Source organism: Pirellulales bacterium (genome assembly GCA_036267355.1).
GTDB lineage: Bacteria > Planctomycetota > Planctomycetia > Pirellulales > DATAWG01 > DATAWG01.
On the sequence record DATAWG010000102.1, the window covers coordinates 28,982 to 51,279 of the forward strand.

Genomic DNA, 22,298 nt, shown 5'->3' on the forward strand with positions numbered 1-22,298 from the left:
GGCGGTCGTTGTGACCTCAGTGGTTGCTTCCGACGGATCAAGCCGGCTGCTCGGAACACTCTCAGCCATTGCGCCGGTGCTGATCCCCCGCCAAGCCTCGCCTCGTTTCGCGGACTGTCACGAGCCCGGTCCACCGGCCGACATACTGGACCGATTCGAGCGACTCTTAATCTGATTCTCTTAAGCGCGGCACGCACGTTCGTTCGTGCATCTCCGACCGCGCCGCCCAAACGTCGTTGCTCCGCTCGTGTTTTGCCATGCGCAAAGCCATGTGGATGAAGACGAAAATGGCCAATGCTTGCAGCTTGAGTTTTCTTCCGGCCGTGTTTGTAGGAATCGGCACATTGCCGATTCGAGCTTCTCGGCTTCAAGAGGAAAGGTCCGAACAATTCCCGGCCGGCGATGAGCACGTTGTCGAAACGGCGCACGCGATATTCGTGAACCGACAACTGCAATCGACCTCGCAATCCAACAGACCGTAGGCATTTGAAAATGAGCGACAGACACGACGAATCAACACAGCCTATCGAGCCCTTGAATCCTCCGGGAGAACCACTGGTTCCGCTGGAGCCGAGTCACCCGGCACGAATGAGCATGGGGAAGCGAGCCCGGTTCCTGTTCAAGGTGGTTGAGATCCGCCTGCGGTTCATTCTGATTCTCGTGGCCACGTTCGTGCTGATCGGCAAATGGGACACGATCAAGAACCATTGGGAGAAATGGACTCGCCCCGGCACGAAAGTTGTCCAGGCAAGTTCCGATACGGAATATTTTTGCCCGATGCATCCGTCGGTCGTTCGCGAGTCGCTGGAGCCGGATGGTTCACTACCCAAATGCCCGATCTGCGGCATGCCGCTATCGCAACGGAAAAAGGGAGCAAAGGCGGTGCTGCCGGTGGGTGTGCTCAGCCGCGTGCAGCTTTCGCCCGAACGGATCGAAATGGCCGGCATCAAGACGGCGGAAATCGCTTATCGCCCGCTCGCAAGGAAAATCGAGACCGTCGGGTTCGTCGATTACGACGAAAGCCGCCGGTCGCGGATCGTGACGCGGGTGAGCGGATATATCGAGAAACTATTCGTCGATAAGACGTTCATGAACGTCCAAAAAGGAGAACCGCTGGCGCTGCTTTATAGCCCCGAGTTGTATAGCACGGTGCAGGAGTTGGACCTCGCGCTGGCCCGCGGCACCGCCGACATGATCGAGAGCGGCAAGCAACGGCTGCGGCTGCTGGGAATCAAGCAACCGGAGATCGAAGAGATCGTGGCCCGCGGGCAGATGATTCGGGCGATCAACAGCAAGAATGCGGCCGGCGTCGAATCGGCCCGCGACCGGTTGCGACAACTTGGCATCGCCGATGCCGAAATCGACGACCTCGCGCGCGGCAGGCAAACCGAGCCCGGATTGGTGATCCGTTCTCCAAGCGTCGGACACGTCATCGCCAAGAATATCGAACTGGGCGACCGGGTCGAGCCGGGCACGACGCTCTTCGAAATCGCCGATCTATCGCAAGTCTGGGTCGAGGCCGATGTCTTCGAGCGCGACATTCCGCTGTTGAAAATGGGGCAGACGGTCGAAATCACGGCGGAAGCCCTGCCGAATCAAACGATCACCGGCACGATCATCCTCGTCCATCCGCATCTCGAAACGGCCACCCGCACCAACCGGATTCGCATTCAATTGCCGAATCCGGGCCACTTGCTGCGGCCGGGTATGTATGCCACGGTCAAAATCGACGTGCCATTTGCCGGACTGGAGCCGTACAAAAGCCGGCCCGCGCCGATGCCTCGCGAAGCCAAGCATGCGAGCGACAAGACGTTGATCGCGTTTCAAAAGACTTGCCCCGTGACGGGCAACGAATTGGGGAGCATGGGCGAGCCCGTGCGGCGACAAATCGGGGAGCGCGTTGTGTTTCTTTGTTGCCCTGCTTGCATCGAGAAGTTCGAGCAGTCCAAGGATAAATACCTCGCACAGATCAGCAACGAGTCGAGTGCCGCCCCGAAGGGAGAAGTGCTCGTGGTTCCTGAATCGGCAGTAATCGACACCGGCTCGCAGAAAATCGTTTACATCGAGAACGAGCCGGGTGTTTTCGATGGAATCAGCGTGGAGCTCGGGCCCGAGTCGGATGGCTTCTATCCCGTGGTCAAAGGATTGCGCGCCGGTCAGAGAGTCGCCGCGGCGGGCGCGTTTCTGGTCGATGCCGAGACGCGGCTGAACCCCGCGGCGGGTTCGACCTACCTCGGCGCAAGCGGCGGCCCCGACAACCGCGGCGCGAAACCATAAGCCGGTTGAACGCCAAAGCCTCAAAGCCTCAAAGCCTCAAAGCCTCAAAGCCTTCTGCATGATCGAACGCATCATCGAATTCTCGATACGGAACCGCTTCGTGGTGATCGTGGCCACGCTCGCGATGATCGCAATGGGTGTTTATGCGGTGGTCAACACGCCCATCGACGCGATCCCCGATCTGTCGGAGAACCAGGTAATCGTGTTCACCGATTGGATGGGCCGTAGCCCGCGCGAGATCGAAGATCAGGTCACCTACCCGCTGTCGGTCAATCTTCAGGGCCTGGCGGGCGTGAAAGCGATTCGGGCGTCGAGCGAATTCAATTTCTCGATGATCAATATCATCTTCGACGACAAGGTCGATTTCTATTTTGCCCGCGAACGAGTCTCCGAGCGGCTGGCGCTGGCCAGCACGTTTCTGCCGCAGGGCGTCGTTCCGTATTTGGCGCCGGACGCGACCGCGCTGGGGCAAATCTTTTGGTACACCGTCGAAGGCGAGGGCCAGGACCTTGGCCGCCTCCGCGATATTCAAGATTGGAACGTGCGCTACCAGTTGAACTCGGTGCCGGGCGTGGCCCAAGTTGCGTCGGTCGGTGGTTATCCGATCGAATATCAGATCGACGTCGATCCGCTGAAGCTGCGTGCCTATGGCATCACGCTCGGCGAACTCTATGCGGCCGTCGAGCGCTCGAATTCGTCGGTCGGGGGGCGCGTGATTCACAAGGGCAACGCCGAATATCTCGTGCGCGGCGTCGGCTGGATCAAGTCGAAACGCGACATCGAGCAGATCGTTATCAAGACTCAAGCGGCGACTGGCACGCCGATCACGGTGGCGAATCTGGCCTCCGTCAGCCTTGGGACTCAGTTTCGACGCAGCGTGCTTGAGAAAAATGGGAATGAAGTCGTCGGCGGCGTGGTGATGATGCGCTACGGCGAAAATCCGCTCGACGTTACCCAACGCATCAAACAAAAGATCGTCGAGATCCAGCCGGGATTGCCCGCCGGAGTGCGAATTGTTCCTTTCTACGACCGCACCCGGCTAATTCACGGCGCGATCCACACGCTCTCCGAAGTGCTCACGCACGAAATGATCATCGCCTCGCTGGCCGTGCTGCTAATCCTAATGCACTTTCGCAGCGCGCTGCTGATCTGTCTGACGCTGCCCCTGTCGGTGTTGGTGTCATTCATCCTGATGCGCGCGTTCGGCATCGCGTCGAACATCATGTCGCTTTCGGGCATTGCAATTTCGATCGGCATCTTGGTCGATCAAGCGATCGTGATGGTCGAAAACGCGACGCATCATCTCACCGGCCATTTCGGCGGCCGGCGCGTGACCGGCGATATTCGCGAGCTGGTGATTCCGGCCTGCCGCACGGTGGGGCGGCCGATTTTCTTTTCGGTGATGATCATCCTGATTTCATTCATGCCCGTTTTTGCGCTGACGGGCCAAGAGGGCAAGACCTTTCACCCGTTGGCGTTCACCAAAAGCTTCGCGATGATCGGCGTGGCGATCCTGTCGATCACGCTCGTGCCGGCCCTGATCCCCACATTCATTCGGGGCCGCCTGCGGCGCGAAGAGGAAAGTTGGCTCGTGCGCACGCTGATCGATATCTACAAGCCGGTGTTGAATTGGGCGATGCCGCATCGCAACGTCGTGCTATGGCTGTTCGCGGTGCTGCTGATCCTTGGCGCGGGCCTGTTTCCGCTCAACGCGCTGCTCGGCATTCCCTGGGGCACGGCGTTTCTGATCGTGCTCGCCGTCGTCACGATCGGAACGGTCGCGTTCATCGACGGCCGAAAATGGCAACTGCTGTCGTTCGCGAGCCTCGCGATTCTGGGATTGATCGCTTCCGATTTCCGCAGGATCGGCGAAGAGTATATGCCGCCGCTCGACGAAGGCAGCATTTTGGACATGCCGATCAGCATCCCGCGCGTGTCGGTCACGGAAGCGGCTGACGATCTGAAAGCCCGAGACGCCATGCTGCGGCAGTTTCCCGAAGTCGAGCAAGTCGTCGGCAAGGCCGGCCGAGCGGAAACGCCGACCGATCCGGCTCCCTTGGATATGATTGAAACGGTGGTGAATCTGCGGCCAAAGGAATATTGGCCCAAGCGACATTTGCGTTATCCCGACGCGATCGCTCAGACGGGCATCGTGCTCGCGACCTTGGAAGACCGCAAGTTAATCCAGGCGCCCGCGAGTCCCGCCGACCGCCAGGATTTAATCAACGACGCCGCGATGGCCGCCACCGGTCGGCTCGATACCGCCCTGCGCGGATTGATCCTCGATCGCTATTCGGAGTTCGAACGCCGGCTGGAATTTCAATTGACGCGCGAGTTCATCGCCCACTTGGTGGGAATATGGCGATCCTCCGGCCAGCTTTTGAAGCCGGTTGATGATGCGAAGATCGACCAGCTCGCGCACCAGCTTTCCGCGAAAGCTGGGCCGTGGCTCGCTGCGGGAGCCGCACAAGAAGACGTTAATCAATTGATGCGGCAGCTGGCCGAGGCCCTCGACCAGGAAAAGTTCGTCGATCTGCGCCAGCCAGGTGTAATGAGCCTGCCGCGCGGGCCGATCGCTACGGCTTGGAGCGGCATCGTCGAACAATTGGGCGTCGAACCGGCGACCTTGTTCACGGCGATGCAGCAGTTCGTCCAACAACGCCGCGACCAAGCTTGGAGCGAAATGGCCGGAAGATTGAATTATGAAGTTTTCGATCAGGCAGTCGGTGCGTTCGATTGGTATTGCATCGAAGAGCTGCGCAAAATCGCCGCTGAAAGAGCAGCCGACGGTCATCCGGCTTCCAACACGACGAACAACGGCGTCGCGAAGCAGGCCGGCAAAGGGACCGCGCCAACCGCCGAACTGCAATCGCTCCGCGCCGATTTGGACAAGCGGTTCGGCCGAGGGCTGCTACTTTGGCAGACCTCCAAGGAAGAGTTGGTCAAGGAGATGGACAGCACGATTCAAGTCCCCGGCTGGAGCAATATCTTTACCCAGCCGATCATCAATCGCATCGACATGTTGGCCACCGGGGTGCGAACGATGATCGGGGTGAAAGTGTTTGGGAACAATCTCGACCAGATTCAAAAAGTGTCGCAGCAGGTGGCCGAGGTGCTGCGAAAAGTGCCGGGGGCGGTGGGGGTCGTGCCCGACCAGATCGTCGGCAAGGGCTATCTGGAAATCACGATCGACCGCGGGCGTGCTGCCCGCTACGGCGTGAACGTCGGCGATGTGCAGGATGTGATCGAAGTGGCGCTAGGCGGAAAGCCGATCACGACCACGGTCGAAGGCCGCGAGCGTCATCCGGTGCGGATTCGCTATGCGCGCGATGCCCGCGCCGATGAGGAGCACATCAAGAATCTGTTGATCAATGCCGCCGGCGGGGCCGCGGCGGGCGACGGCGGGGCAGCGATGGACAGCGGGAATTCGGCGAAGGCTGGCATTACCCGCTCGCGGCCGCTGCAAATTCCCTTGGCCAGCGTTGCCGACGTACGGATCGTCGAGGGGCCGTCGGAAATCAAAAGCGAAAACGGCATGCTCCGCGCCTACGTTCAGCTCAACGTCAACACCCCCGATCTGGTCGGATTCGTCGAGCAAGCCCGCCGCCGGGTCGAGCAAGATGTAAAGCTCCCGGTCGGCATGCATTTGGAATGGAGCGGCCAGTTCGAGCACAAACTGCGGGCCGATCGCACGATGCGCTGGGTGATGCCTCTGGTGCTCGTTCTGATTTTCGTGATCTTGTATCTCACCTACAACGATCACGCCGACGCGGTGCTGATGATGATGGCCGTGCCCGAAGCGCTGGTCGGCGGCGTGTTCTTTCTCTGGCTCACGGGGCATAGCTACAGCGTCGCCGTGCAGGTGGGCTTCATTGCCTGCTTCGGCATGGCCACCGAAACCGGCATCATCATGCTCGTTTATCTGCGCGAAGCGATCGAGCGCCGCGGCGGTCTGGAAAACATCGCCTCGCTCGACGAACTAAAACAAGCCATCGTGGAAGGGGCCGTGCACCGCCTGCGGCCAAAGCTGCTCACCGAAGGCGTGGCGATTGTCGCCTTGGCGCCGATGCTCTGGGCATCCGGCACCGGCCATGAAGTGTTGTCGGCGATGGCGGCGCCGGTGCTTGGCGGGCTGCTAATCTCCGACGAAGTGGTCGATCTATTCCTCCCCGTGCGATTCTATTGGGTGCGCCGCCATCGCTGGCTCGGGCTGCACAGTAAATCGAATTCAACCGGAAGTAACCGCGAATCGGTGTGAAACGTCTCGCGCGGGTGCCACTGCTGACTGGTCCAGGACGAGCCAGCAGTGGCGCCATTTGAATGAACGCTGTGAAATTCTGAAGCGACTCTTGCCCAACCGGTAGCGGTGGCTGAAATTAGGGCCCAGACTCCATACGATCAAGTCGACCCGACTGTCCCCGGCGTAGGAGGTTGACCATTGGACGGACAAAGGGCGGAAAAACTCGTGCTCGGATTGACGCTGCCGCCGGATTCTCAGGCGCGGGCGGCGGACGTTCGCCGCGCGCTCGGGCTTACTTATATCACGTTGACGTGGATGACCGTCGAAGGCGCTGCGTCGTTGATCCTCGGACTTGTATCAAAAAGCTTGCTGCTGGAAGCGTTTGGCATCGATAGCGCTATCGAGCTATTCAGTGCGGGCGTTTTGCTATGGCGCCTAAGAGCCGAATCCAGCAGGAGGGCGACGGCGTCGAGGGTCGAAACTGTCGAGAGGCGAGCCTCGAAACTCGCAGGTTATGCGCTGCTAATGCTTGCGATCTACGTGTTGCTGGCGTCGGCACATTGCCTCTTCATCAGCCGACCGACAACGGACACGCGCGAGAGCATCTGGGGAATTATCATCGGACTCACAGCGACGGTCGGCATGCCAATCTTGGCCGGCCACAAGCTGAAAATCGCTGCTCGCTTGAACTCGCGGGCGCTACGCGCCGACGCAATGGAGGCGATCACCTGCGGATACCTCTCAATGGTGTTGATCGCCGGCTTGGCGGCGACATGGCTGTTGAACTGGTGGTGGCTAGACAGTGTGGCGGCCCTCGCCTTGGTTCCGTTTCTTATCAGGGAAGGTCGCGCGGCGATTCAAGGAATAGACTGCTGCGACGGTTGCCACAAATCCGTACGATAGAAAAATAGGCAAGCGATGCCGGCGGTGCCACTGCTGGCTTATCCGGGCTTGTCCACGAGTGCCGACCCACCGAGCGGCGCACCCTGCCGGACGAGCCAGTAGCGGTAAGCGGCGACCAACCAAGCGACGACGATCACTGCGCCGTCCAGCCGCCGTCGACGAAGAGCGTCGTGCCGGTGACGAACGATGAGGCTGGCGAAGCCAAAAAAAGCGCGGCTCCCGTGATCTCATGCAGTTCGCCCCAGCGGCCCATCGGAATTTTGGAAACGAACGCGGCATACTTCGCCGGATCCGCCAATAGCGGCTTGTTCATGTCCGTGGCAAACGGGCCCGGACAGATCGCGTTGACGGTCACGCCTTTGCCGGCCCATTCCAAGGCCAATGTCCGCGTCAGGCCCAGAATGCCTGCCTTCGACGACGCGTAGGGCGTTCGCTCCGGCAAACTGACCACCGACATGATCGAGCCCAGTTGAATCAGCCTCCCCCAGCCGCGCTCGGCCATCGCCGGGCCAAATCGCCGAGCGAGCAAGAACGGCCCTTTCAGATTCACATTCAGCACCGTATCCCAATCGGCCTCGCTGATGTCCCCAACCGGATTGCGGATATTCACTCCGGCGCTATTGACGAGGATATCGATCGGCCCGTCTTTCGTCGCTGCTTGGTAAAGCCGATCGACGTCGCCGGCGAGCGAAATATCCGCCGCGATCGCCGTCGCCGTTCGTGCGGTCGATCCGCGGATCGCACGGGCAGCCGATCCACAATCGTCCGCAGTGCGGCTGGTGATCACGATATCCGCACCGGCTTGGGCCAAGGCCGTCGCAATCGTGCGGCCCAATCCTTTTGAACCGCCGGTGATCAAAGCGCGACGGCCTTCGAGGCGAAATAGATCAAGGACGCTGGTTGTGGGTGCGTTGGGCATGGGAAGGGAGGAGTCAGGGGACAAAGGTCAGAGGATTTGAAAGAATGGGGCAGAAACGAAGACCCAGAAAAAAGACGATTGCAGTTCGCTCGCGCGTCACTCGTCCCTCGTCCCTCGCCCCTAAATTCACTTCGCGGTAAAACCGCCGTCCATCATGAGGATTGAGCCGGTGAAAAAGCTTGCCAGATCGCTGGCCATGTACGTGAAAAACGACGCCACTTCGTCGGCCGACGCGATGCGGCCGATCGGATGGTTGCCGCGGAGCATGGCCCAGAATTTTTCCGGATCGCCCGACTCCGCTGCCGATTTGTAGACGATCGGCGTATCCACAGTTCCGCAGCCAATCGCGTTGACGCGGATGCCATAGGGCGCATATTCAATCGCCATTTGGCGAGTCATCTCGTGGAGCGCGCCCTTGGACGGACCATAGGCTCCCTGCCCAGGAATGCCCACCTGGCCCGATATCGAGCCGGTGTTCAGGATCACTCCCGATCGCTGCCGCATCATTACGGGCACGACATGCCGGGCCGCCCAGAACACCGCCTTCACGTTCACATTCATCACCGAATCCCATTCCTCGGGCGTGTGCTCATGGAGCGGCTTGACCAGCGCGATGCCGGCATTGTTCACCAGCACATCGATCGAATCGAATGCCGCGAGCGCGGTGCGCGTGAATTCCTCGGCCGTTTGCCCGATGGCCACGTCGCCACGGACATATCGCAGCCGCGGATCGCCGGCCAACATCGCCAGTGCGTCGGGAGGATCGCAAATATCGACCGCGACCACGCCCTTCGCTTCAGCGGCGAGGTACTTTAGCACCGTCGCCAGCCCGATGCCGGAGGCAGCGCCCGTCACAATCGCGGTTTTTCCGGTCAGTCGCACGTTCATGTCGGATTGCCAATTTTAGTGCGGTGCGTCCTTCGCTTCCACGATGCCCATCACTCGAATCGGATCGCCGAAATGGAATGCGCGGGAAACATGCGACTCGCGCCTCCCACGTTGGCCTCGTGCTTCCACAGGCTGTGCCGCGGCACGATGGCACTCGGTTTTTCGGCCGTGTTCACCGCATCCATCGGACCCGACAGCTCGGTTACTTCCGCAGTCGGTTTCGCGGCGGAGAATCCGGCGACGCGGATTTCCGTGGCGGCTTCTTTTTCACCGGGATTCACGACCAGCAGCACGAGCGTTCGGCCATCGGCGCTGCGGGTGGCCACGGCATGCAACTGCTGTTCGCTCCCGGAAATATCGCACTGCACCACTTGCGGCTCGAAATTTCTCGAAAGGATTTGCGTCAGATAACCGGGCGGCTGGAGCCAAGCCTGCGACGGATTGAGAAACAGCAGGCCCTGATCCCAACCGTTGTTGTTTTGCTTGTCGGGCTGAAGGCAATTCGCGGTGGTGACGATTGGCAGCCGGCCGTCGCGCTCGATCGCCAGCGTGGCCAGCGCGTTGGCCAAGGCCCGCTTGACCGCGTGATTGCCGGAATTAAATTCGAACACCACGACTTTGTGCTTTGCTCCATCGGCGATCTTGTCGAGAGCGTCGGCGAAAGAAAACATTCCGCCCAGCGAGGCATTGAACTCGACCGGATGATCCGTGTCCACGTGCACATCGAACCACACTTCGCAGCCATGCTTCTTTGCGAAGCGAAGAATACGCTCGTGCGCGGCAAGGCTCGTGATGCGCGAAGCTGCCCCGCCGAATTTCATCGGATCGCGGATCGGCTTGCCGTAAGCAAAATCGCCGACGACCAGGATGACCTGTGGGTCTTTGGCCCATATCGCCGCGGCGAGCGACTCGAATCGCCCGGCATATGTATCATCGACGCGCTCTTCATTACCCAACTCGATGTAGGGCAATCGGTAGGGCCCCGCGTGGCCATCGGCGACGCGCTTGCGTCCCCAGGGACTATCTGCGGGCGCCTTGGCATACTCGATGAAGTCGGCCATGTCTTGCGGAGATTCGTCGATGTTGAAATCGGGAACGTATTCGAAGCCCGCCGCCTCACAGAAATTGATGAAATCGGGTACAGCCCAGCCGTTCGATGAATAGGGATACCACGTGCCTGAATAGGGCGGTCGCCGGTCGCGCGGGCCGATCATCTGCTTCCAGCGATAGTTGGGACTATTGACCATCGACCCGCCGTAGCGGAGAACCGTGATGCCTTGGTTGATCAGCCCTTCGGCAACATCACGGCGCACCGGCAGGCCTTTGAACCGTCCCCAATCGCCGGGTTGCAGCAGCGCGTAGCCGAGCGTCACGCTGCCGGGCTGCTTGAGCTTTAGCGAAAACCGTCCTGAAATATCACTGTCCGCCGGCTTCATGGAAAGTTCGACGCGTTGCCATTCTCCTTTGCCGGTAAGCGGCAACGTCTGCTCGGCGAAGGTGCGTGTTCCATCGCGGCTTTCCAGCGCCGCGAAAAGCGTGGTCGGCTTATCCGCGCGAACCCAAACGTGCCCCTCGTATTCCTTGCCGGCAACGAAGTTCATTCCCCAATGATTCAGGCCCTCGTTCGCGATGCCAACCTCGCCGTCGCCCGAAGCGAAGGTCATTTGTTGCGATTGAGCGCCGATGAATGGCCGCTGGCGGACGATGGCGAACCGCCCGCTGGCGGCGCCATGCGAGAATGATCTCCACATACGGCTGACGATCGGCGCGGCGGGGCCATTTCCGGCGGCCGGAACCGGAGGCGGCTCTTGAAAGCTCTCGCCGAAGATCATCTGGCTGTAGATGCCGCCGTAGATTTCATGGTTCACGTCTTCAATGCAAGCGCCGGTCAGATGCCGCGAGACAGAGTGCAACACATGATCTGCCCGGATATCGATCGTCGTTTGTTGGGCAGCGACCGTTGCAGCAGCGACCGTTGCAGCAGCGACCGAGACCGACGCCAGCGCCAGAATGCAAATGAAACGAAATCGCGATAACCGATCGCGATATGCAAAAATAAGAAGGGTTGCCATCGGATTTTAGCTGCGGAGGAATTTACGCGGAGGTGGCTGTTTTCAATCTTGATCGGCGCTATTTCGATGCTTGCCACGGCGTCGTGCCGCCGATTTGAATCTGCTTGCGGAGCAGGGCGTCGAGCTTCGCGCGGACTTCGCCGTTCTTGCCGGCCAAGTTTGTCGATTCGCGCGGATCGTCTTTCAAATTGTAGAGTTCGAGCGGCGCGAAAGGGCTGTCTTGCAGAAGTTTCCAATCGCCGAGCCGCAACGCATCGATCGTCTTTCCGCCGTAGGCCGGGCCTCCTTCGCGACGGACGAAATAGTCGAACCGCCGCGCCCTGGGCTCCGCTTCGCCGAGAAACGTCGGCAGCAGGCTGACTCCATCGATCCCCGCGGGTGGCGAAACTTCGGCCACGGCCAGTGCGGTGGGGAACATGTCCATCGTCAGCGCGACGTGCGGGCTGGTGGAACCGGGTTTGATCCGTGCCGGCCAGCGAGCGGCGAACGGCACCCGCAAGCCGCCTTCATACATGTGTCCCTTGTCGGCCCGCCACGGGCCATTGTTCGCGCCGTTGGCCAGTACGCCGCCGTTGTCGGAATTGAACATCACGAGCGTATTGTTCGCCAAGCCGGTGTTGTCGAGCGTCTCCAACACACGGCCGATGCCGGCATCGAGATGCTCGATGAGCGCCACCAGCCGAGCGCGCTTCGCCGACATCTGCGGCTCGCGCTGTTGCACTTTCGCGAGCCATTCGGGCGGCGGCTGGATCGGATCGTGCGGGGCGTTGTAGGCCAAATAAAGAAAGAATGGCTGTTCGCTCTTGGCCTGCTTCTCGAGGTAATGGCAGGCCCAAGCGGTAAACACGTCGGTGGCATGTCCGGCCGGGCTGACGGTCTCGCCGTTGTGCCGCATGAAGTTGTAGCCGTGGCGCAGATGGGTCCAGTAGTCGTCCATCATGTCGCCTAAAAAACCTTCGAACAGGTCGAAGCCGCGTTCGTTCGGCGTGTTGGGCGGCGAAATGCCGAGATGCCATTTGCCGATGATCGCCGTGCGATAGCCGGCCGGCTTCAGTAGCGTCGGCAAGAGCACCGCTCGGGAGGAGAGAGAGCCCCACGAATCGTCCGGATCTTCTTCGCGGATCACGCCCGGCACGCCGACACGATCGGGATAGCAGCCGGTCAACAGTGCGGCCCGAGACGGAGAGCAGACGCAACTATTGGCGTAGAAATTCTCGAGCGTCATGCCTTCATGGAACAGGCGGTCGATATTCGGCGTGCGAATGTCTTTGGTGCCGAACGCGCTGTAATCGCCGCGCCCCTGATCGTCGGTGAGAATGATCAGAATATTCGGCGGCCGCTTTGTGGTTTCAGCGGCGGGACAGTTTCTGCCGCGCAGAACACAACACAGCAGCATGGCAAGCGCGATCACGCCCGCCCGAATTGATGCACCACGAGTCACGCCGCCAGCCGTATCGCGCATCGATCAATCCCCTGAACCCCCGTTGGAAATTCCAGCACTTGCACCTGTATAACCCACAGACTACACAGTCTCACCTAGCAAATTCCAGTGGTTTGCGATTTTGATCCGATGCCAACTTCCGCGAACCAACCGGCCTCCGGGGGCGTCTGGTGTAGTGTCTCACGCAGACCGCGTTTTATCGCTTCAGCACTTCTCGACGGTAATTTTGCAGGGACGGCCACGAAGGCTAACCGCAGAGCCACGGAGCACGAAGACACGAATTCTTTGTAAGGAGCGACGAAAAGCGCCTTTATCGTAGTAGGCACACTCCATGTGCCGTCGGCGCGGCGCGCCGCGACGCGCACAGAGCAGCGCGGACGGCACACGGAGTGTGCCTGCTACGTTCGTTGCGGCGCCGCCGCTCGGTGACCCAGTAATTTGAAAAAAGCCGCCGCGCGAGCCGAATAAGACCCGAATGTATTTCGTTCGCTCATTCGAAAGGCCGCGAATCATGGCCCTTGCGCAAAGTGTTCTTGGCGATGAAGACCGACCCTGCCCGCACTGCCGCGTTCCTTTGCCGGCAGTTGTCGAACGTTGCGTGCGGTGCGGCCGACGCATGGCGTTTGACGAAGGCAAGCGAAATGCAATTTACAGGCTTGGCAGGCTTGGATTCTCGACCGCTATCAGCCCGCGCGACGAAGTGACGATGATTCGGCCCGTCTACACGCCGTCGATCGGGGATGACGGAGTCGAAATTGTCGTGAACTACCTGCTAACGATCGGGACAATACGAGAAGCGTCTTTTTGCCGAACCCGGATAACGGATGCGGCACTTCCGATAATCGCGAAGCTGACGTCGGTGGAAGTGCTGAGAATCATCCACACGAACGCCACCGCGGAAGGACTGAAACACTTGCAGGCGCGTTTGCCGAACTGCCGGCTAGAGACATAGCTGCTCGGCGACCTTCTCAAGCGGGGCGCACTCGAACGTCGGCTGGAGAGTCGGCGTCGCGCCCGGCGCTATCCGAGCGCGGCGAGGACTTGATCTTTCGTGGCCGTCCAGCCGACGATTCCCGCCTGGGCACGAACCATGGCCAGCGTCGATTGCTTGAATTCGGGAAAATAGCTTTCCGTGGCATCTTCGACCAGCAGGCACTCATAGCCGCGGTCGTTCGCTTCGCGGATCGTCGTTTGCACGCACACCTCGGTGGTCACGCCGGTGATCAAAAGATGCGTGATGCCGCGGCGGCGGAGTTCTTCGCCGAGCGGCGTGGCGTGAAACGAGCCCTTGCCCGGCTTGCGGATGACAAGTTCGCCCGGCAGCGGCGACAGGTCGGCGACGAAATCGTTGCCGGGCTCGCCGTCGATCAGAATTCGGCCCATCGGCCCCGGATCGCCAATCCGCAGGGGGCCCGGGCCGCGGCTGCGCTTTGCCGGCGGGCAGTCGGAAAGATCGGGCTGATGGCATTCCTTGGTGTGGATCACGGTGAGGCCCAGGCGGCGAAATGTGTGCAATAATTCGGCCACCGCCGGAATGATCGGCGTCAGCAGGCCGACGTCGTTGCCCAGCGCCGCGCCAAATCCGCCCGGCTCGACGAAGTCGCGCTGCATGTCGATGATCACTAGCGCAAGTTGCTCGGGCGCGAACGTGTAGTCATACGGTTGCGCGTGGATGGTTGGCATGGGGCTCCAATCAATGTCCGGCCATGTGGCGGCCGATCACTTGACGGTCGGCCTGTTGGATCGGCGTTTCGTATACGATCTTGCCGTCGGAAATAACCAACACACGATCCGCCAGTTCCAAAATTTCGTCGAGATCTTCCGACACCAAGAGCACTGCGGCGCCGCGATTCCGGGCTTGCATGATTCGAGATCGAATCTCGGCGACGGACTTGAAATCTAGCCCGAAACAGGGATTCGCCGCGACGAGCACATTCACATCGCCGGCCAATTCGCGGGCCAATACGGCGCGCTGAATATTGCCGCCGGAAAGGGTGCGGATCGGCAGCGTCGGCCACGGCGGACGAATGTTGAAACGGTTGATCAGATCGATGGCTCGGTTGCGGATGGCTCGATCCTTGAGGAACCAGCGGCCCCAAACCAGCGGCTCGCGGTCGAAATGCCGGAAGGCGAGATTTTCAGCCGTGGTCATATTGCCCACGCAAGCGTTTTGCAGGGGCATTTCCGGCAGCACGTGAAAATCATGGGCGTGAATTTCATCGCGCGTGGCCCGATACGCCTTGCCGTTGACGATGATCTCGCCGCCGCCGAACGCCCGCTGCCCGCCAAGCACTTGCACCAGCTCGCGCTGCCCGTTGCCCGACACTCCGGCCAAGCCGACGATTTCGTGCGGAGCGACCGCCAGATCGATGCCCTCCAGAGCGGGCAAACCGGTGTCGTCGTCGGCCCTGAGGCCGATGATTTGGAGCAGCGGGCCTTTCTTGCTGCCATTGCCGTTGACATTTTCACGCGTTGCCGGCTCGGGGAGCGTGGCCGATCCCATCATCATTTGGGCCATCGATTTCGGATCGAGATCGCGGACCAAACCTTCGCCCATGAATTTGCCGTGGCGCAACACGGTGACTTCGTCGCAAAACGTCATCACCTCGCGGAACTTATGCGTGATCATCATCACGCTCACTTTCCCCTCGTTGCACATGCCGCGAACCATGGTGAGCATTTCGTCGGCTTCTTGCGGCGTCAGCACGGAAGTCGGCTCGTCGAGAATCAGGATTTTGCGGTGCAGGTAGAGTTGCTTGAGCAGCTCGGCCTTCTGTTTTTCGCCGGCCGAAAGGTCCCGCACGACCGCTTTCGGGCTGACGCGAAACGGCATCGTGTCCATGAAGGCGGCGAGCTTTTCGGTCTCTCGCCTCCAATTCACGACCATCGGCACGTGTTCTTGCGACATGACGATGTTTTCGACCACCGTCATGTTTTCGACCAACGTGAAGTGTTGGTAGACCATGCCAAGGCCGAGCGAATGGGCATGCCGCGGGCCTTTCAATTCGACTGCGCTATCGCCGACATGCACCGAGCCGGTGTCGGCGTGGTAAACGCCCATGATGCATTTGACGAGCGTGCTTTTTCCCGCGCCGTTTTCCCCCAGCAGCGCCCGGAAGCAGCCCGGCCGCAGATTCAGCGACACGTCGGAGAGGGCTTGCAACGCTCCGAACCGCTTCGATAGCCGCCGGGCTTCCAGGTAAGGCGGCGCGGCGCCGTTGCCGTTGGCGTGCGGGCTGCCGAGAAAGGGTTCTCGTAACGAAGCGGCTTTCCCGTTGATTTTCCCATTCGTTTTCTCGAGGGCCGCGGTCGGGCTGAGGGCGGTCGGGGTCATGGCAGTACCTCCAAAAGGGCTCGCGAGGGAGCGACGGCGCCGAAAACGCCTCCCTGCATGGTGATCATTTTCAGGGCTGCCCGATGGTTGCCCAGGTCGGTTGCGCCGCAGCAATCTTCCAGCAACAAGCATTCGAAACCGCGATCGTTGGCGTCGCGCATCGTGGTATGCACGCAGACGTCGGTGGTGATGCCGCTGAGAATCACGTTTCTGATCCCGCGGCGATGAAGCAGCAGTTCAAGATCGGTGGCATAGAAAGATCCCTTGCCCGGCTTGTCGATGATCGGCTCGCCGGGCTCGGGGGCCAATTCCGCAATGATCTCCCAGCCCGGTTCGCCGCGCACCAATATTCGCCCGCACGGCCCGGGATCGCCGATCGCCGCGCCGATGCGTTCCGACCGCCAGCGCTTGTTCGCCGGCAAGTCCGACAGATCGGGGCGATGGCCTTCGCGAGTGTGGATGATCGTGTAGCCTTTGGGACGCAGGGCGGCGAGCACGCGGCGGATCGGCTCGATGGGAGCGCGAGTCAGCGAAAGATCGTAGCCCATCTTGTCGACGTAGCCGCCTTTGCCGCAGAAGTCGATCTGCATGTCGATCACGATCAGCGCCGTGTTGCTTGGTTGCAAATTGCCGTCGAACGGCCAGGGATAGGGATTCGCATCGACGTGGACGCTGTCGTAGGCGCGAGTCGAATCGACGTCTTGAATTGCGCTGTCGCTTTGCATTGGGCGTTCATTTTGAATTGTGCTCATCGTATTCTCCGCTTGAGCTCGACCGAAAAATAACTTCCGTTTTTAGCCCCTCAGCCTGCCCTCTCCCGCGAGGGGAGAGGGCGTTGCCGAGAAGTAGTTTTTCGGTCGATCCTTAGCTCACCATTCCCAATTCGGCCGGCGCGCCGGCCAAAGCCCGCGCTCGCGAGCAGGACAGCACCATGATCACCAACGTGAGGATGTAGGGGGCCGCGTTCCACAAGTAGCCCGCGGCGGAAGTTGCCAGCCCCACGCCTTGCAGGGCCACGCCAATTGATCCCGCCCCGCCGATCAAGAGCGAAGCCCAAAGGCAATTGATCGGCTGCCAGCGGGCGAAGATCACCAGGGCCACGGCCATCAACCCTTGGCCCGAGGAAATCGATTCGGTCCATGCGCCGGGATAGTAGAGCGATAGATAGCTGCCGGCCACGCCCGCAAACACTCCGCCGATGGTCGTGGCGATCAGCCGCGTGCGATTGATCGAATAACCCATCGCGGTTGCGGCAGCGGTGTTTTCGCCCACGAGTCGGACGACCATGCCCCAGCGTGTGTTCTTCAACATCCATGCCATTGCCGGCGCCAGCAGCAGGCCGATGATGAACAGGGCGTTGATCTGCAGGGCCGAACGGACCTGCGGAATCGCCGACCAAGCCCCAAGCTCGAACGACGGCAGTTGCGGCGCGCTCGGCTGAATGTAGGGCTTGCCGAGATAGGCGGCCAAGCCGATACCGAACACCATCATTGCGATCCCGACGGCGACGGAATTGACCCTTGGCCGATTGCAGATCAATGCATGAATCGCGCCGAAAAGTGCTCCCACCGCGCCGGCCGCAAGAACGCCGACCCAAGGCGAACCGGTTTTGTAGCTGATGGCATAACCGGCCATCGCTCCCATCACGAGCGTGCCTTCAAGGCCGAGATTCACCCGGCCGGATTTCTCCGTGAGGCATTCGCCAAGGCTGACATACAAATAAGGCGTGCCGACGCGAATCGCGCCGCCGAACACCGCCAACGGAATCGACCAGTTTCCAAGATCGGTCATACAGTGACGGGCTCCGCGACAACGTGGGGCGGCGCCGGCGGCGGCGGCGGGGTTGCCGCAGCCGCGGCGGCCGTGCTGATCTGGAAGACCTTCATCCGGCCGTAAAGTGTTTCAAACAGCAAGATCGTTACAAAAATAATGCCCATCAGAACCTTGACCGAGGCGTCGGGCACTTCGAGGCGGCGTTGCAAGATGCCGGATGCGGCATTCAGCCCGCCGAATAGAATCGCCGCGGGGATAATCGCCAGCGGGTTGTGCCGCGCGATAAACGACACGAGGATCCCCGCGAATCCGTAACCCGCGGCCATCAGCGCGGCATTCGCCTGCATCTGAATCGCGGAAATTTCGACCGCCCCAGCCAAGCCGGCCGCCGCGCCGCCCAACAGACAGGTGATGAAGATCAGCCGTCCCACGGGAAGCCCAGCCCCTTGAGCCGCACGGACATTGCCGCCCACCATCCGCACGGCGAAACCGAATGTCGTATATCGCATCAGGATGAAGCCAAAGATGCAAAACACGATGCCAAACGCCAACCCCCAGTGCACCGAGCCGAACATATTGCCCAACACCGCGGCCGCCGGAATCGGATACGTCGACGGCTTGTTCAAACTGGCCGGGTCGCGCATCGGCCCTTCCACGAGATAGGAATAAACATCGATCGCCACATAAGCCACAAGCAAGCTGGAGATCGTTTCGTTCACCCCGCGCCGGTCGCGCAACACTCCCACGCCGGCAATCAGCAGCCCGCCGACGACCATTCCTGCGACCATCATGCAGGGCAGGATGACAAACGCCGGAGCCGAATGCAGCGCCAGGGCCGTGCCTGCCGCGGCCAACCCGCCGAGAACCAACGCCCCTTCGCCGCCGATGATGATGAGCCCCAGCCGGGCGGGCAAGGCCGTGCAAAGCGCGGTCAGAATTAGCGGAGCGGCCCGTGTCAGCGTGTCTTGCCATGAGGTCGAACTACCGAACGCGCCGAGATACATGTAGTAGTACAAATCGGTGAGCGAAACATGGGCGAAAGCGACCATGAACGCTCCGAACAACACCAACGAAGTCACGAGCGCCGCCACGGTGATCGTCAACGTCTCCGCCATTCCACGCCAATTCATAACGACATTCCCGATTTGGTTGGACGCCCGACGTTGTCCTAGACGGATTGGCGACGATCCTGGCCGCCACCGGCCAAAAGCGCCACGGGCAGCCAGACGCTGCCAGTGGCACACCTTTGGCGCTCACGACTTCTTAACTTCCATCGCGGGGTCTATTTTTCCGCTTTCACGCCATCGACAAAGTAGTCCATCTTGTCGAGCTCCGGATCGCCCGACGGATATCCGGTGCCCGCCGGAATCACTTCTTTTCCGGTGTTATCTTTTAGTGGTCCTTTGAAGATCACGAAACCGCCATCCATGAATTTGGCCTTTACCGCGTCGGCATCCTTCTTCGTGGCGTCGTCGACCGGAGCGCCGTAGGGAGACATCTTCACGATCCCCGCCTTCAACCCACCCCGAAGATTGCGCGGCTCGATCTTCTTGCCGGCCTTCACTTCGTCGACTTCGTCGGTGTAGACCTTTTCCCAGTTCCATTCGGCGCCGGTGAGATAACCCTTGGGGCAAAGTTTGGCTTGGCTGCAATGGTAGCCGCAGAAGTAGATGCCATGCTTTTCCGCCGTTTCCGCGATCACCTTCGGGCTATCGACATGGCAGGTCAACACGTCGACGCCTTGATCGAGCAAACTGTTGGCGGCCTCGGCTTCTTTGACCGGCATCGACCAATCGCCGGTGAAGATCACCGTGCAAGTGACATCGGGATTCGCGCTTTTGGCGCCCAGTTCGAAGGCGTTGATGTTCTGCCGCACCTGCGGAATCGGCTTGGCGGCGATGAAACCGAGCTTCTTGGACTTTGTCGTCTTCCCGGCCACGATGCCCGAAAGATACTCGCACTCGTAAATGTTGCCGAAATAGGTGTAGACATTCGTCGGCATCCCCTCTTCCCAACGGCCGCCGCAATGCAAGAAGGTCGTTTCGGGGAACTCCTTGGCGGCGTCGAGCACATAGGGCTTGAAATAGCCGTACGAAGTCGGATAGAGCATCTTGACGCCGTCGGTGTTGATCATGCTCTTCATCGTTTTCGTAATCGAAGCATCTTCCGCGACTCGTTCTTCCTCGACCACCTTGACGCCAGGAATTTTCTTGACTGCGTCGGCGCCGATCGCATGAGCCTGGTTGTAGCCGTAGTCGTCTTTCGGCCCAACAAAAACAAAACCGACCATCAAATCGCCGGACGAACCCGAAGGGCCTTTACTGCCGCAGCCGCTCAATCCCGAAATCGCCAACGACACGCCGAGCAACGCGCACAACAGCCCGCGAAAATTACGAACCATGCATGCTCCCTTTCAAGAAATAAAAGTTGAATCGGACCGCGAAGGCTCGTGAGCCTGTTGATCCCTGAAGTTCCGCCAGCCGCCAAAATCGGTGATGTCGCGGGCAGTCGCGGCGGCGAACGACTCGCATAAAAATCCTTTCACCATCTCGCCATCGGCAAGCTCCACCGTCCCGATCGCCAGCGGCGGAGCCACCGAAGCCACAAGCCTGCCGAATCCTTCCACGGGCATGTCGAAGATTTCCAAATCCACCGCTCCCGGCCGAGCGTCGTCGCGCAGCAGGCCAGGCCGAGGCGGCTTCAAATCCAAAAAAGCCATGAAGCGATATTGCGCCGCCGAGCGACAGGAGCGCACGAACCGGCCTCCCCAACGCAGCAAATCCTCGTGCAACGGTTGGCCGCGCAAATGGGCGCCGGCAACCGCCACGCGCACATGATCCGCCGCGCACGCTTGAGATGGCACGGAGTGTGTCCTCCTGAAATTCGAACTGGGCGCTTTCGAGTTGGGCAAATTCGAATCGAGCGGATGTGAGTTGCCTTGCGACGCCAAGCTTGATCGGACAATCGCCGCCACACCCTGCGGACGCAATCGGTTGCCAGTCGCACCGAGTGGCAAATCGGTTGCCCGTTGCCATCGGGCTCCAAAGCGGCACAGTTCCAGCTCTCGGCCGGCGGGAGCAATAACGGTGATGCCGTGGGGAAGCCCGTCCGGCGTAAATCCCGCGGGAAGCGCGATGGCCGACAGCTTGAGCAGGTTGACGAAGTTCGTATAAAATCCGAGCCGCCCGCTCCAAGCGACCGAATCGTCCTGCACCTCGGCCAATTTCGGCAGCGTCGGCATCGTGGGGACCACGAGCAGGTCGGATTCCCGGAAAATCACGTCGCACAGCGGACGGAGTGATTCCAAGCGATGGCTGGCACGAAAATAATCGATGGCCGAATATTGGCTCCCCGCTTCGAGCACCTCGCGTGTAACCGGATAAACATCCGACCAATGGCTGCGCAAAAAGTGGCCCAGTGTCGCCAACCGCTCGGCCAGCCACGGCCCCTTGTAGAGCATCGAGGCCACGTCGCGCAGCGGCTGAAAATCGATCTCCGCGCGAACTCCGCCTAGCGACTCCAATCGCCCGATCGCTTGCTGAAACGCGTTTTGATGTGCTTCGTCGCCGAAGAATTCGAGTTGCTCCGGCCGTGGAACCGCAAACCGCGGCGAAATCGCCTCCGCCGCCCCATCACAGCCCATGCCCGCGCCGGCAATGCCCTCCATGCCATCGAGGGCGCTACGGCCGCGCGCCACTTGCAACGTGGCCCAGGCGTCTTCCGCGGTCAGGGCGAAGATCGCAACGCAGTCGAGCGAGCGGCATGCGGGAACCATTCCCTCCGCACTCAACGCCCCAATCGTCGGTTTGAGTCCCACGATGTTGTTGCAGGCGGCCGGAACCCGCCCCGACCCGGCCGTATCGCTCCCCAGCGCAAAACACACGAGTCCACGAGCCACCGCAGCCGCCGATCCCGAACTCGATCCGCCCGAAATCCTGCTCGAATCGAACGCATTCGACACCGCGCCATACGGGCTTCGATCGCCCGCCAGGCCGGTGGAAAACTGATCCATATTCGTCTTGCCGACAAAAATCGCGCCGGCCGCCATCAGGCGGGCAACGACCGGGGCAGAACGCTCCGCGACATAGCGATACGCCGCGCAACCGGCAGTCGTCGGATAACCGGCGACGTCGATATTGTCCTTCACGGCAAACGGGACACCATACAGCGGCAAGGAGTTCCTCTCTTCCGAGCGGTGTTCGACTGCCTGAGCCTGAGCCAATAATTCCTCAAGGCCCAGCAGATGAATCCAGATCGCCGAATCGCGCGACGCTACAAGCCCGTTCCACAGATGATGGATCACCTGAGTCGGCGAGGTTGCACCGGATCGATAACGATCCGCGAGCGAAAATAAGTCAAGGCTGAAGGATTCCGCCGCCTGGCACTCCAACGCACCCATCTCCGAACGGTTTAGAATAACGGCAGTCGAATTGGCCCCCAAAATGAATTGG

At 60.6% G+C, this 22,298-nt stretch carries 15 protein-coding genes; 4 read left to right on the forward strand and 11 right to left on the reverse strand.

What is annotated here, in order from left to right; all coding sequences use genetic code 11:
* Positions 1-594: 594 nt before the first annotated feature.
* The 3 genes from VHX65_16130 (at position 595) to VHX65_16140 (ending at position 7,420) form a co-directional block, all read left to right on the forward strand.
* Positions 595-2,277: an efflux RND transporter periplasmic adaptor subunit gene (locus tag VHX65_16130; GenBank protein HEX4000082.1), complete on the forward strand. Its 1,683-nt coding sequence runs from the start codon at positions 595-597 to the stop codon at positions 2,275-2,277.
* 58 nt (positions 2,278-2,335) lie between these two features.
* A complete protein-coding gene (locus tag VHX65_16135) occupies positions 2,336-6,535 on the forward strand; it encodes an efflux RND transporter permease subunit (GenBank protein HEX4000083.1) in 4,200 nt (1,399 codons plus the stop codon).
* Positions 6,536-6,715: 180 nt separating this feature from the next.
* The gene (locus VHX65_16140) at positions 6,716-7,420 is read left to right on the forward strand and encodes a cation transporter (protein ID HEX4000084.1); all 705 of its coding nucleotides are present in this window, start codon (positions 6,716-6,718) and stop codon (positions 7,418-7,420) included.
* A gap of 133 nt (positions 7,421-7,553) precedes the next feature.
* On the opposite strand, the gene VHX65_16145 is transcribed toward VHX65_16140, so the two are convergent.
* The 4 genes from VHX65_16145 to VHX65_16160 all read right to left on the reverse strand — a co-directional run bounded on the left by VHX65_16145 (position 7,554) and on the right by VHX65_16160 (position 12,761).
* Positions 7,554-8,339 (reverse strand): SDR family oxidoreductase, encoded by a 786-nt coding sequence (locus VHX65_16145; protein HEX4000085.1) that lies wholly within the window; start codon positions 8,337-8,339, stop codon positions 7,554-7,556.
* A gap of 126 nt (positions 8,340-8,465) precedes the next feature.
* Positions 8,466-9,227, reverse strand: coding sequence for an SDR family oxidoreductase (locus VHX65_16150; GenBank protein HEX4000086.1), 762 nt, complete (start codon positions 9,225-9,227; stop codon positions 8,466-8,468).
* A gap of 50 nt (positions 9,228-9,277) precedes the next feature.
* The gene (locus VHX65_16155) at positions 9,278-11,299 is read right to left on the reverse strand and encodes an alpha-L-arabinofuranosidase C-terminal domain-containing protein (protein HEX4000087.1); all 2,022 of its coding nucleotides are present in this window, start codon (positions 11,297-11,299) and stop codon (positions 9,278-9,280) included.
* A gap of 58 nt (positions 11,300-11,357) precedes the next feature.
* Positions 11,358-12,761 carry a sulfatase-like hydrolase/transferase gene (locus VHX65_16160; GenBank protein HEX4000088.1) on the reverse strand — a complete coding sequence of 468 codons (1,404 nt, stop codon included), beginning with the start codon at positions 12,759-12,761 and terminating at the stop codon, positions 11,358-11,360.
* Between the two features lie 595 nt (positions 12,762-13,356).
* Between VHX65_16160 and VHX65_16165 the strand changes: the two genes are divergently transcribed.
* Positions 13,357-13,692 (forward strand): hypothetical protein, encoded by a 336-nt coding sequence (locus tag VHX65_16165; GenBank protein HEX4000089.1) that lies wholly within the window; start codon positions 13,357-13,359, stop codon positions 13,690-13,692.
* A 68-nt stretch (positions 13,693-13,760) separates the two neighbouring features.
* On the opposite strand, the gene VHX65_16170 is transcribed toward VHX65_16165, so the two are convergent.
* The 7 genes from VHX65_16170 to atzF form a co-directional block, all read right to left on the reverse strand.
* Positions 13,761-14,423 (reverse strand): isochorismatase family cysteine hydrolase, encoded by a 663-nt coding sequence (locus VHX65_16170; protein ID HEX4000090.1) that lies wholly within the window; start codon positions 14,421-14,423, stop codon positions 13,761-13,763.
* Positions 14,424-14,433: 10 nt separating this feature from the next.
* On the reverse strand, positions 14,434-16,074 hold the full coding sequence (locus VHX65_16175; GenBank protein HEX4000091.1) for an ABC transporter ATP-binding protein: 1,641 nt from the start codon (positions 16,072-16,074) through the stop codon (positions 14,434-14,436).
* Positions 16,071-16,826, reverse strand: a complete 756-nt coding sequence (locus tag VHX65_16180) for an isochorismatase family cysteine hydrolase (protein HEX4000092.1) — start codon at positions 16,824-16,826, stop codon at positions 16,071-16,073. The genes VHX65_16175 and VHX65_16180 overlap by 4 nt, the downstream gene beginning before the upstream one ends.
* Before the next feature lie 112 nt (positions 16,827-16,938).
* Complete coding sequence (locus tag VHX65_16185; GenBank protein HEX4000093.1) at positions 16,939-17,865, reverse strand: ABC transporter permease; 927 nt, start codon at positions 17,863-17,865, stop codon at positions 16,939-16,941.
* Positions 17,862-18,977, reverse strand: a complete 1,116-nt coding sequence (locus VHX65_16190; GenBank protein ID HEX4000094.1) for an ABC transporter permease — start codon at positions 18,975-18,977, stop codon at positions 17,862-17,864. Before VHX65_16190 ends, VHX65_16185 begins: the two co-directional genes overlap by 4 nt.
* 152 nt (positions 18,978-19,129) lie before the next feature.
* The gene (locus VHX65_16195; protein HEX4000095.1) at positions 19,130-20,248 is read right to left on the reverse strand and encodes a BMP family ABC transporter substrate-binding protein; all 1,119 of its coding nucleotides are present in this window, start codon (positions 20,246-20,248) and stop codon (positions 19,130-19,132) included.
* 12 nt (positions 20,249-20,260) lie between these two features.
* Positions 20,261-22,246, reverse strand: coding sequence for an allophanate hydrolase (gene atzF, locus VHX65_16200; protein HEX4000096.1), 1,986 nt, complete (start codon positions 22,244-22,246; stop codon positions 20,261-20,263).
* Between the last annotated feature and the right edge of the window lie 52 nt (positions 22,247-22,298).